Source organism: Lacinutrix salivirga (genome assembly GCF_053604675.1).
Map to the genome: position 1 here is coordinate 62,177 of NZ_JBSHNP010000117.1, position 12,905 is coordinate 75,081.

Sequence of the window (12,905 nt, forward strand, 5' to 3'; positions counted from 1 at the left end):
ACTAAAAATATATAATTAATCTATATAATACATTCCATTATTACCTGTTTCACCTTTAGCACCTAAACTATTAAATTTCCAACTAAAGCTCAACATAAAATACTGTTGTAACACTGTACTCTGAGAATCTTCAATAAAATCCTGAGTTGCTGTACGCCTTGCATTGGTGTTTTGATTTAATAAATCGTAAACCTTTAAGGTTACTGCTGCTTTATCGTTTAACATTGAATAGGCTACAGAAGCATTCCAAAACCAAGCACTTTTCTGGAAACCATCTGCTATATTAGGATTATAATTATATCGTATATCATTATTCCACTCAAAACGCTTAGGCAAATATGTAGTGGTAGTTAAACTTAAATTATGAGACATAAAATTTCTATCTTCAAAAGCTTCAATTCCATAAGAATTATTAGTAAAATTAACGCTGTAGCGTGGTTTAAAATCAAATACCTTATTCCATGTAAACTCCAAACCTAAATTAGGTGATAGAGAAGTGACTTTACTATTGTACTGTACCTCATTATTAAAGTTTATATTTTTAGAAAAATTAGACCATACTCCTGCTCTAATACGTAATTTTCTAATGGAATCTAACTTTATATTCTTGCTATAACTAGTTCCAATACCAGCATTATAATTACCATCAACATTGGCGTAAGTAGTTGTTCGTTTTAAAGTTTCGGGATCAATAGTTGTTTTAGAAACTACAACATTATTATCTGCTGTTAAATTTCCGTACAAGAAAAACCCAGCACGTTTTTGAAAATCGTAAGAGTTATAACCAACATAGACATTATGGCTATTTGTAGGTTCTAGATTAGGATTACCAATAATTGTATTTAATGGATTAGAGACATCTTCAAAAGCCTGTAGTTGCCTTAACGCTGGAGGTCGATTTCGCAATCTGTAATTTGCATACATCGAAGCTTTTTTACTAAATCTATAATTAAAATAAGAGCTGAGTTGTAAAGCTTCAAAATCTCTCTCCACATTAAATTCTGGTCTTAATAAATCGTTATTTTCAAGAGTTCTATAAACATAATCTACTCCAAATGCGAGATTTAATTTTTCTGAATTATACCTTAAATCTAAAGCAGGTGTTTTAGTAATATTGGTATATTCAAAATCTGTACTTAATTGTGTATTGAATTGATTAAACAAGTTATCTCCATCGTCAAAATCGAAAGTACTTTGTCTATTTTCGTCTTTTTCGTTTCTATAACTATATTCAAAATCTAAAAATAATTTTTTCGAAATTATTGGAAGCCTATATTTTATTGAAGATTCAAATACATTAGATTTGTTTTCACCATCTGTAAATTGATTTCTTTCTATAATTTCTGGAGAGGTACCAAATACTTCTGTAGAAGAATTTAAGAAATCATCACTTTGGGTTTTACCAATTTCATTATCAATATTAAATCGTAAAAAAGCACCTGCTGTACCAAATTTTTTGGTCATACTTAACTCATTAGAAAAATTTTGACCATTATTTTCTACTGAAGAATTTACAGCAGATTGGTTGGTTAAATTTAAGTCAGAATCTAAAGTTTCTTCATTACTATTAAAGCGTGTTGTTGTTTTAGAATATCTAAAAGAAGGCTCTATATTAATTACAAATGTGGAATCTATTTCGATATCAAACTCCATATTTGCACTATGTGCATCTGTATCGTTTTCTGAATTTGAACTAGAATTAGAGAAAAATCTGGAATCTGTTAAGATGGTTTCTCGTTGCGATGACGATTCGTTTTCCGAGCTACTTCCTGAGTAAAAATAATCGCCAGAAAGGTCTAATTTCTCGCCAATTTTATCTGCATAATTTGCACCAACATTTTTTGACGTTGTAATCCCTTCTCCACCTCCAAAAGAGCGACCATCAATTGAAAAAGAGCCATTACTATTAAAAGAGCTACGTCCACGACCAAACATTTTTGAGATTTCGCCAAAACTAAATCCTGGCGAGTTGGTGTTGTTGCCTCCTGCAAGCACACTTATTCTCTGGTCGTTATCAAATCTATTTAACATTCCTGCAAACTCATAACGTTTATCTGTTCCTGCTCCTGCAGCTACACGACCAAAAACACCTTTATTATTTTCTTCCTTTATGGTTAAATTAATGGTTTTATTTTCTTGGTCGCCTTTTTCTCCAGTAAAAGCTTCAGATTTAGATTTGGTATCAACAATCTGAATTTTTTCAATTATATCCTTCGTTAAATTCTTTGTAGTAATTGTTGGGTCGTCACCAAAAAACGGCTTGCCATTTACTAGTATTTTATTAACTTCTTTTCCGTTAATAGTAATTTTCCCTTGCTCATCGACCTCAACTCCAGGAAGTTGTTTAAGTAGCTCTTCGACTGTAGCATCTTTTTTGGTTTTAAAAGATTTTACATTAAACTCTAAAGTGTCTTTTTTAATGGTTACAGGAGCTGTAGATCTAATAAGTACTTCGCCTAAATTGCTAGAGTTTGTTTCTAAAGGAATTGTACCTAAAGCAATCTCTTGCTTATCGATTTTAATATTTTGTAGGTAGGTTTTGTAACCTACGTAAGAAATGAAGAGATTTAAATCGCTGTCTGAAGTTTTATCTTCCAGCTGAAAGTTTCCGTTTTTATCTGAAATTGTATAGGTCACTAAGCTACTATCTTTAACTCGTTGCATGTAAATAGTTGCAGCTTCTAGTGGACTTTGGTCGTCTTCTGCAATAAGGTTTCCAGTAATTTTAAAGGGTTTACTTTGCGCAAAAGAAAAGCTAACGCATAAAAACGCGAGGCAATAGATTAGGTTTTTCATACTTATAATTGATGTAGTAATAGCGATTAGTTTAAAAAAACGAATGTACTACTCTTTTAGTATGATTTTTCTTAAAAAAATAATAAAAAACTAAAGTGAAATGTTATTTTTTACGCATGTAAACACTAATTGGCACTCCAGTAAAATCGAAGTGTTCGCGTAATTTATTTTCTAAAAAACGCTTGTAAGGATCTCTTACATATTGCGGTAAGTTACAGAAAAATGCAAATTGTGGTTGTGGTGTTGGTAATTGCATTATGTATTTTATTTTAACAAATTTCCCTTTAAGTGCTGGTGGAGGATAATGCTCAATAATTGGTAAAAACGTATCGTTTAATACACTTGTTTTTATTTTTTTACTTCTATTATTATAAACCTCTACAGCTGTTTCTATGGCTTTATAAATACGTTGTTTTGTTAAAGCAGAAATAAAAACAATTGGCACATCTGTAAATGGTGCAATTTGTTCTCTAATATATTTTTCGAATTCTTTAGTAGTTTTTTGGTCTTTCTCTACTAAATCCCATTTGTTGACCAGAATAACTATGCCTTTTCTATTACGCTCTGCTAGCCAAAAGATATTTTGCACTTGGCCATCGAAACCTCTATTAGCATCAACCACTAATAGACAAACATCACTATGCTCAATTGCTCTAACGCTTCGCATAACTGAATAAAATTCTAAATCTTCTTTTACTTTAGATTTTTTTCTAATTCCTGCAGTATCTACTAAGTTAAAGTCAAATCCAAAACGGTTGTATTTGGTATCAATAGCATCGCGAGTAGTACCTGCAATGTCTGTGACAATATATCTATCTTCGCCAATAAGCGCATTAATAAATGAAGATTTTCCAGCATTTGGACGACCAACTACTGCAAAACGTGGTAAATCATCCTGTTCAACTTCTTCTACTTCTGGTAGTGCTTTAACAAGATCATCTAATAAATCTCCTGTTCCACTTCCGTTAATACTTGCAATGGTATAATATTCGCCTAAACCTAGTGAGTAAAACTCAACAGCATCTTCTGCTCTTTTGCCATTATCTACTTTATTAACAACAAGAAAAACTGGCTTTTGAACTTTTCGTAATAGCGTTGCAACATCCTCATCCATTCCTGTAACGCCAGATTCTACATCGACCATAAAGATTATAGCATCTGCTTCTTCAATAGCTAATTCTACTTGTTTATCGATTTCCGCTTCAAAAACATCATCACTTCCTTTTACATAACCTCCTGTATCGATAAGCGAAAATTCTTTTCCGTTCCAATCACTTTTTCCGTAATGTCTATCTCTTGTTACTCCACTCACTGCATCTACAATGGCTTCTCTACGCTGAATTAAACGATTAAAAAAAGTTGATTTTCCAACATTTGGACGTCCTACTATGGCTACTATATTACTCATAATCTTAGTTTTATGCATTGCATATCCTGCAAGCGGTTGCAAATGTAGTGTTTCTAATTCAACAAAAAATAGTAATTTAACAGCATTATTAAAAATTATGGATGATAATTTAAACGAAATTGTTTTAAGGCCTAGATTTAAATTGGAACTGGACCAAGATAATGCAACACTTTTATCTGCTTTTGAAACGAGCAAAACCACACAAGAGGAATTTATTATTAGTAGGATTGATGATCATGTGTTTATAAAACTCCCAAAACACAAACAAACGTTTTGGTCGCCTCAATTGCACATAGAAATTAATGAAACCGAAGACAAAAAAAGCATTTTATATGGCTTGTTTGGTCCCAACCCAACCGTTTGGACACTTTTTATGTTTCTGCATTTTATGGTTGCAGGTCTATGTATTGCATTTTGTATTTGGGCATACTCCAATTATGCCTTAAAAAAAGAGTACCTTTTACAAGTATGGGGAATTATTGCAATGGTTATTTTGTGGTTTCTACTCTACCTTGCAGGAAGAGTTGGAAAAAACTCTAACAAAGAAGAAATGCGAGCACTATACAATTATATGCAACGTATTTTAGCACAATAATTTTACTAATTATTATAGCCAAATCGCCTTAATTGTCTTTGATCGCTTCTCCAATTTTTATTCACTTTAACGTAAAGCTCTAAATGCACTTGTTTGCCAAAAAATTGTTCTAAATCTTTTCTGGCTTCGATACCTACACGTTTTAATGCAGACCCTTTATGACCAATAATAATTCCTTTTTGGGTCTCACGTTCTACCATTATTACAGAACGCATTTTAATAATAGTCTCTTCTTCAAAAAACTCCTCTGTATCTATTTCTACAGCATAAGGAATTTCCTTTTTATAATGCATAAGTATTTTTTCTCTAATGGTTTCATTTACAAAAAAACGCTCTGGTTTATCTGTTAATTGGTCTTTTGGGTAAAATGCTGGAGACATAGGAAGCAGTTCAATAATCCTATTAAACACTTCTCTTACATTAAACCCTTCGAGAGCAGAAATAGGGAAAAATTCAGCATTTGGCACTTTTTTTTGCCATAACTCTGCCTGCTCTTCCATTTGTTCTTGGTTGGATTTATCGATTTTATTCAACAATAGTAATACTGGTATTTTAGCATTGGTAATGCGATTAAAAAAGGCTTCGTCTTTAAGTTCTTTTTCGCCAATTTCTACCATATAAATAAGCACATCTGCATCGTCGAAAGCAGATTTCACAAAATCCATCATCGAAGATTGCAACTCGTAAGCAGGTTTAATAATACCTGGTGTATCACTTAAAATTACCTGAAAATCTTCGCCATTTACAATACCTAAAATACGATGTCTTGTGGTTTGCGCTTTTGAGGTTATAATCGATAGTTTTTCGCCTACAAATGCATTCATTAATGTTGATTTACCAACATTGGGATTTCCAATAATATTTACAAAACCTGCTTTATGACTCATTTTTATTTTATTAAATAGATTGCAAAGATAAGGCTATTATTTAGAGTCTTTACTTTCTTTAATTGCTTCACTGTTTTCTTTTTCTAATAGGTCTTCAATTTTATTTTTATAGGTATGAGAATCGTGACCATATTTAATAGAGTATTGCCTAGTAAACTCTGCGCCAAAAAAGAAAATAAGACAAGAATAAGACACCCAAAGTAACACTAACACTATGCTTCCTGCTGCTCCATAAGTGGATGCTGGATTAGACCTGCCAAAATAAAGGCCTAACAAAAACTCTCCCAAAACAAATAATATTGCAGTTAAAACAGCACCAATCCAAACTGTTTTCCATCTAATTTTTGTGTCTGGCATATACCGAAACATTAACGCAAATAATGTTGAGATAATACCAAGTGATAGTATAAAGTTTACACTATAAATTACATATAATATAATGTTAGGAAATGCTTCTTTTATATAATCTGTTAACGCAGAGATTACTGTTGTTAAAACAAAACTAATAAGCAACAGAAAACCGATAACTAATATAAATGCAAAGCTTTTAGCACGATTAGTTAGTATTTTTTTAAAACTGAATTTAGAGATGCTCTCCACTTTCCAAATTTTATTAAGCGAAATTTGCAGTTGGTAAAATACACCTGTAGCACCAAACAGAATTGTTGCAATACCAATTATTGTTGACACAATATTAGTTTCGGCATCAACAGTTTGCGCTATAATGGTTTTTATGGTTTCTGCAGACTCGCTTCCTAGGATTGAGGCAATTTTACCAGTTAGTTTTCCTTGCACAATTTCTTTTCCCCAAATACTACCTACCACATTTATAATAATAATTAGTAAACCTGGTAATGATAATACTGCATAGTATGCAACGACTGCACTCATGCGCCAAGGGTCGTTAGAATTCCAAGACTTATAAGTGTCAATTATTAATTTGGGTAAATCCTTAATGTTAAACTTTGATTTTGCCATAAAAAACTTGAGTTTTACAAGTTTACATTAAATTGTAAACTATGTTTTGCTCATAGCCTAATCATTTTATTCCATTTGAAATTATTAAGGCATTTTAAAACTACTACTCATGCACAACCAAAAATGGAATAACGGGTTGAAAACCAATCTTTTTAACAACAGGTTCATTAATAATATTTTCTATAAAACTATGTTTATGGTTTACCATTACTAGAATATTAATCTCTAATTCTTCAATAAAATCAACAATTACTGAGGCTTTTTTATCGTAATCTGGCATCCAATGAAAGCTGTGCTCAAAATCTGCTAATTCTTTATCTAGATGTTTAATATTATTATTTTGTGTTTCGCTTAATTCTTTTTCTTCTTGAATATGCAATATCCTAATTTTAGAATTGTACAACTCACTTAAGGTCTTTAATGGATTTAAAACTTTCTCATCGTAGAATCTGTTATAATCTGTTGGAAATGCAATTTGTTTAGGTTCTATAAAATCAAATTCGTCTGGTATTGCTAACACAGGACATGATGTTATTTTTTTTAATACACTTACAGTATTACTGCCAAAAAATATGCCTTTTCCTTTAGAAACGCCTTTGGTTCCCATAACTACTAAGTCTATATTTTTAACAGCTATAGTTCTATTTATTCCGTCTAATAGGCTTTCTGTACTTAAAATAGTTTCAAAATCATGTTTTTCGTTCGCATCTGCTATTCTTGCCAATTTCTTTAAGTCTAACAACTCTTTTTTAGCCTTTTCTTGCATTACGCGTAATAGTTTGTTAGACATGCTTGACATTGTAGAGGCTTCAACTTTACTAGAATTAATAAAATAAAAGGTGCACTCCATATTAGCATAAAGCTTAAATGCATATACTGCAGCACTCCAAGCGTTATCTGAAAAATCTGTAGGAAGTAATATGTTTTTTTTCATAATATTTAGTTTTAAATTTTTGAAGGAATAATTAAAAAAGGAATATTTAAATGAATACTAATTTGGTTAATTGTTGATTTAAAAAATAAATTCTCAAAAAATGAACGCTTATTATTAATCATAACCAGCAAATTAATTTTAGTGCTTTTTTGAAATTTATTTATAGCATTATCAACATTTTTATTTGTTTTTACATGAAACAGATGTGCTGTCTCTTTAAAATAGTTAGCAAGCTGTACTTTGCTTTTTTGTTGTTGTTCTGAAAGTTCTTTGCCATAATTAACGTGCAAAATGTTAATACGAGAATTATAAACCGAAGCTAAGTCTAAAAGTGGCGCAATGTGTTGGTCTTTAAAATCTATTTGATAGTCCGAAGGAAATAAAATTTCCAGTGGTGTTTCAAAAGAAAAACCGCTAGGAATTGCTAAAACAGGACATTTTGCATTTTTAATAACATGCATAGTATTGGTGCCAAACAAAACGTCCATTGCACCAGTTGCTCCTTGAGTTCCCATAATAATACTATCCATTACATTCCCAGCATATAACTCGTTAATTTCTGTAATCAGTGTATTAAACGACGAGAGATATGAAAAGGTGTGTTTTGGATTGTTAAATTGAGTTTCTATAGTCTGTTTTATTTCTTCTAAACCCTTGTTGGAAGCTTCTTTAATCGCATCCATAACATCAAATTGTGCAGATCCTACATCAGTACGAGACAACCTGTAAGTTATAGGTGTATAGGTATTTAAAAACGTAAAGTTGCAACTTTCATTTTTATATAATTGAAGTGCGTATTTTATGGCATTCCAAGAATTTTCTGAAAAATCTGTTGGTAATAAAATTTTTTTCATAATCATTAAATTATTTGCTATTAACGTCTAAAGTTTTGTAGTACTAATAGCGGAATTGCAATTTTTAAACTTATTTTTTCTATTGTAGATTGAAAGATAATATTCTCTAAATACGATTGCTGTGTATTAACCATTACTAGAAAATCTATACTTTTTTCTTCTACAACACTATTTATAGCCTCATCAACTTGCTTACTACTTTTTGTAAAATAATTAATTTCATTATCGCAAATTGTGTTTTCTATAAATGCCTTATTATCTTCTTGCCTAAAGGATAGCGCATTAGTACGAGACACATATAACAAATCTATTTGTGTACGATAAGGCAACAATAAATCGCTTAGTAATTTTAATTCTCTTCGTTTAAAAGGGATTAGAAAATTTGTTGGAAATAATGCGTGTTTTGGTTGCGAATATTTAAACCCTTCTGGTATAGCCAAAACAGGACATTTTACATATTTTAAAACCTGTAAAGTATTACTACCAAAAGTTAAGTTTCGGTTATTAGACTTCCCTTTTGTTCCCATTACAATAAGATCTATATTCTTAGTATCTGTAATAATATCTGCTTCATCCAACAAAGAGTTATTGGCAGATATGGTAAAATAACTAAACCTTGGATTAGGAGAAATGTCTTTAACTTTTTGCAAAAGACTTTCTAAGTTAGTTTCAGATTCTTCTTTAACACGATTTAAAATAGTATTAAAATCCTCTCTACTCAATAAATCTTTATGGTTATAAACATCGGCTTGGTAAGCATGCATAAAATAAAATTCGGCTCTTTGGTATTTAAAAAATTCTAATGCATAATGAATTGCATTCATTGCGTTGTCCGAAAAATCTGTAGGAATTAATATTTTCTTCATAGTATTAGTGCTTATTTCTGATTTACATAAATATAAAAACTAACGCCTTCAAAAACAATGACATTTGTCAGCTTTAGCTCTTTATTTTTAAAGTTTCACTATTTTAAATATTTGGTTGAAGCTGATATATATCATATATTAATTAATAGGAAAATTGTATTTTTAAAAAGACTATTATTTATTACCTATGAAACACACAACTGCATCAAAAAATTTATTTTTAAACCATTTAGGAAGATTGTTTTTTGCAATTGCAGCAACAGATAACACAATAGAAACTAAGGAGATTGAAACATTACAATCAATTTTAAAAACTCGCTGGTTACCATTAAAATATATAGGTAAAGATGGTATAAAACAAATTGAATCTACGTTTAACAAACTGCATAAAGAACAACACAAAGATGCAGAGGCATTATACCAAGATTTTGTAAATTATAAAAACAAAGAACAGCAGTTGTTTACAAAAAAGATTAATAGTTTACTATTAGAAACTTGCTATGAAATAGCTAGTAGTTTTGCTAAAATAAATAAATCTGAATTAATTATGCTTACAAAACTAAGTAGTGAACTAAAGAAAATAAATCATTAATTTAAAACACCTAAAAAGAAAACAATATGGCATTTATAGATTATTATAAATCACTAGGCGTTTCTAAAACAGCATCGGAAAAAGAGATAAAAAAAGCTTACCGAAAGTTAGCGCGTAAATACCATCCTGATTTAAATCCAAACGATAAAGACGCTGAGAGAAGATTTAAAGAAATAAACGAAGCAAATGAGGTGTTAAGTAATCCGGAAAATCGAAAAAAATACGATAAATATGGAGAACATTGGCAAAACTCTGAAGCTTACGAACACGCAAAACAGCAACAGCAACAACAAAGAAACTACCAAAAGCAATCCCAAAGTTCTGGAAGCTATAGCCAAGAAGATTTTGAGGATATTTTTGGTAGTATGTTTGGTGGCCAAACTTTTGGAGGAAGTCAGAGAAATGTGAGGTTTAAAGGTCAGGATTACAACGCAGAGCTTCAGTTAGACCTTAAAGATGTTTACGAAACTCATAAACGCACACTTACAGTTAATAACAAAAACATACGTATTACCATTCCTGCAGGAGTAGAAAATGGACAGACCATTAAAATTAAAGGTCATGGAGGAAAAGGTGTTAATGGTGGACCAAATGGCGATTTATACATTCAGTTTACTATTAAAAATAACACAACATTTAAAAGAGATAAAGACAACCTTTATAGTACTGTAGATTTAGATTTATACACAGCGCTACTTGGTGGAGAGCTAATGGTAGATACATTTAATGGTAAAGCAAAACTTACTATTAAACCAGAAACCCAAAACGGAACCAAAGTAAAGTTAAAAGGCAAAGGGTTCCCTAAATATAAAAAAGAAGGACAATTTGGAGATTTATTTATAACCTACACCCTTAAAACACCAACAAACCTTAGCGATAAAGAGAAAGAATTATTTACTCAACTTCAAAAACTAAGATAATTATGGAAGTAAAAGATTTAATTTCAATAAAAACATTTTGTACACATTATGATGTTCCTGCAACTTTTATAACTGCTTTACAAGAGTACGAATTGGTAGAAATTGTAGTTTCTAATAATGAAAACTATATAAAAACAACACAAATTAATGAGCTTGAAAAAATGATGCGCTTGCACTTTGAACTTAATATAAATTTAGAAGGTTTAGATGCTGTTTACAATTTATTACAGCGTGTAGAAAGCTTACAAAACCAAATTACTACACTTAATAATAAATTGAGATTGTACGAGGATTTATAATCAATTTTAGATTTAAAGTGTAACACTAATTAATTTAGATTACCATGATTAAAAACCTAGAAGATAAAGAGAAAACACACATTTTAGAGACTAATTATATAGGTCATTTAGGATATATTTTTGAAGGTAAACCGTATGTTGTACCTATAACATATTTTTATGATAAGCAAAACAATAGTATTATTTGTTATTCTGGCGATGGACATAAAATGAATGCTATGCGACAAAATAATGCTGTTTCGCTTCAAGTTGCAGATATCAATTCTGTAAATGATTGGAGGTCTGTTTTAGTTCATGGCACGTTTAAACAATATTTTGCAAGTGAGGCAAAAGCTTATTTACATCAATTTTCTTTAGGAGTAAAGGATATTATTACTAATAGAGAACAGTATAAACCTGACTTTATAAGTGAGTTTTCAAGTTCAATTTACAAAGAAAATATTCCCATTGTTTTTATTATAAATATTGAAAACATTACAGGTAAAAAAAGGAAAACTACTTAATTACTAATGTCACACTAAAAACTGAAACAAAATTGGCTTGTCATTTAAATATTCAGCATAAAAATTACTTGCTTTCATTCTAGCTATTAAAGGCTGTAAATCTTCTTTTTTTTCTAATTCAATACCTACTACAGCTGGACCATTTTCTCTATTTGTTTTTTTAGAATATTCAAAATAAGTAATATCATCATTCTCATCCAAAACATGCATTACAAAGTCTTTTAAAGCTCCAGATCTTTGCGGAAAACGAATAATAAAATAATGTTTTAATTGTCTGTATAACAATGCTTTCTCTTTAATTTCTGCAGTTCTAGTAATATCATTATTACTACCACTAACTACACAAACAACGTTTTTTCCTTTAATTTCTTCGGCATAAAAATCTAATGCAGCTAGTGTTAAAGCTCCTGCTGGCTCAACAACAATAGCCTCTTTATTGTACAAATCTAATATGGTTTGACACACTTTTCCTTCCGGAACTGTTATCATATCGTGTAAGTTTTCTTGACAAATTTTAAACGTTAAATCACCTACTTGTTGTACAGCTGCTCCATCAATAAATTTATCAATCTTTTCTAATCTTACATTTTTATTTGCCAAAAAAGACGTTTTCATAGAAGGCGCTCCTTCTGGCTCCACTCCTATAATTTTAGTGTTAGGAGACAACTGCTTGAACACACTTGATAAACCAGAAGCCAATCCTCCTCCTCCAACTGGTACAAAAACATAATCAATTACATTTTTAGATTGGTTAATTATCTCCAAACCAACAGTGGCTTGACCTTCAATAATTTTTTTATCATCAAAAGGATGAATAAATACTTTCCCAGAAGTTTTGCAAACTTGTTTTGCCAAGGTATTAGCATCATCAAAAGTATCGCCAGATAATAGAATCTCCACATAATCACCTCCAAACATTTTAACCTGCTCTATTTTTTGTTTTGGTGTTGGAGATGGCATTATAATAGTACCATATATTTTTAGTTTTTTACAAGCAAAAGCTACTCCTTGCGCATGATTTCCTGCACTAGCACAAACAACTCCTTTAGCATGTTCATGGTCTGATAAAGAACTTATTTTATTATAAGCGCCTCTAATTTTATACGATCTAACTTGTTGTAAATCTTCTCGCTTTAAAAACACATTTGCTTTATACTGCTGGGAATAAATATAATTTTCCAACAACGGAGTTTCTGCAGCTACATTTTTCAATCTAGCTACAGCCTCTTCTACAGCTTTTAATGTTGGTCTATATGTTGTTTGAATTTGCATA

At 30.7% G+C, this 12,905-nt stretch carries 13 protein-coding genes; 5 read left to right on the forward strand and 8 right to left on the reverse strand.

What is annotated here, in order from left to right; genetic code table 11:
- Positions 1 to 15: 15 nt before the first annotated feature.
- Positions 16 to 2,796, reverse strand: coding sequence for an outer membrane beta-barrel protein (locus ACVC5O_RS10345; protein ID WP_452221408.1), 2,781 nt, complete (start codon positions 2,794 to 2,796; stop codon positions 16 to 18).
- Positions 2,797 to 2,899: 103 nt separating this feature from the next.
- Positions 2,900 to 4,204 (reverse strand): ribosome biogenesis GTPase Der, encoded by a 1,305-nt coding sequence (gene der / locus ACVC5O_RS10350; RefSeq protein WP_452221409.1) that lies wholly within the window; start codon positions 4,202 to 4,204, stop codon positions 2,900 to 2,902.
- Between der and ACVC5O_RS10355 the strand changes: the two genes are divergently transcribed.
- Positions 4,185 to 4,799 (forward strand): GTP-binding protein, encoded by a 615-nt coding sequence (locus ACVC5O_RS10355; protein ID WP_452221410.1) that lies wholly within the window; start codon positions 4,185 to 4,187, stop codon positions 4,797 to 4,799. The two genes, der and ACVC5O_RS10355, sit on opposite strands and share 20 nt — an antisense overlap.
- A 5-nt stretch (positions 4,800 to 4,804) precedes the next feature.
- On the opposite strand, the gene era is transcribed toward ACVC5O_RS10355, so the two are convergent.
- From era to ACVC5O_RS10380, 5 genes are all read right to left on the reverse strand, one after another.
- Positions 4,805 to 5,686 carry a GTPase Era gene (gene era, locus ACVC5O_RS10360; protein WP_452221411.1) on the reverse strand — a complete coding sequence of 294 codons (882 nt, stop codon included), beginning with the start codon at positions 5,684 to 5,686 and terminating at the stop codon, positions 4,805 to 4,807.
- A gap of 36 nt (positions 5,687 to 5,722) precedes the next feature.
- Positions 5,723 to 6,664, reverse strand: a complete 942-nt coding sequence (locus ACVC5O_RS10365; protein WP_452221412.1) for a YihY/virulence factor BrkB family protein — start codon at positions 6,662 to 6,664, stop codon at positions 5,723 to 5,725.
- A gap of 103 nt (positions 6,665 to 6,767) precedes the next feature.
- On the reverse strand, positions 6,768 to 7,598 hold the full coding sequence (locus ACVC5O_RS10370) for a universal stress protein (RefSeq protein ID WP_452221413.1): 831 nt from the start codon (positions 7,596 to 7,598) through the stop codon (positions 6,768 to 6,770).
- Between the two features lie 11 nt (positions 7,599 to 7,609).
- Complete coding sequence (locus tag ACVC5O_RS10375) at positions 7,610 to 8,452, reverse strand: universal stress protein (RefSeq protein ID WP_452221414.1); 843 nt, start codon at positions 8,450 to 8,452, stop codon at positions 7,610 to 7,612.
- Positions 8,453 to 8,472: 20 nt separating this feature from the next.
- Positions 8,473 to 9,318 (reverse strand): universal stress protein, encoded by an 846-nt coding sequence (locus ACVC5O_RS10380; RefSeq protein ID WP_452221415.1) that lies wholly within the window; start codon positions 9,316 to 9,318, stop codon positions 8,473 to 8,475.
- Between the two features lie 187 nt (positions 9,319 to 9,505).
- Here ACVC5O_RS10380 and ACVC5O_RS10385 point away from each other — a divergent pair, with 187 nt between their 5' ends.
- From ACVC5O_RS10385 to ACVC5O_RS10400, 4 genes are read left to right on the forward strand one after another with little or no spacing between them, the layout of a single operon-like run.
- Positions 9,506 to 9,910 (forward strand): hypothetical protein, encoded by a 405-nt coding sequence (locus ACVC5O_RS10385; protein WP_452221416.1) that lies wholly within the window; start codon positions 9,506 to 9,508, stop codon positions 9,908 to 9,910.
- A 26-nt stretch (positions 9,911 to 9,936) separates the two neighbouring features.
- Positions 9,937 to 10,830, forward strand: a complete 894-nt coding sequence (locus ACVC5O_RS10390; protein WP_452221417.1) for a DnaJ C-terminal domain-containing protein — start codon at positions 9,937 to 9,939, stop codon at positions 10,828 to 10,830.
- A 2-nt stretch (positions 10,831 to 10,832) separates the two neighbouring features.
- Entirely contained in the window at positions 10,833 to 11,129 is a 297-nt protein-coding gene (locus ACVC5O_RS10395) for a chaperone modulator CbpM (RefSeq protein WP_452221418.1), read from the forward strand.
- Between the two features lie 44 nt (positions 11,130 to 11,173).
- Positions 11,174 to 11,632 (forward strand): pyridoxamine 5'-phosphate oxidase family protein, encoded by a 459-nt coding sequence (locus ACVC5O_RS10400; RefSeq protein WP_452221419.1) that lies wholly within the window; start codon positions 11,174 to 11,176, stop codon positions 11,630 to 11,632.
- 9 nt (positions 11,633 to 11,641) lie between these two features.
- Here ACVC5O_RS10400 and ilvA read toward each other — a convergent pair whose 3' ends face one another.
- A complete protein-coding gene (ilvA, locus tag ACVC5O_RS10405; RefSeq protein WP_452221420.1) occupies positions 11,642 to 12,904 on the reverse strand; it encodes a threonine ammonia-lyase in 1,263 nt (420 codons plus the stop codon).
- Position 12,905 lies beyond the last annotated feature (1 nt).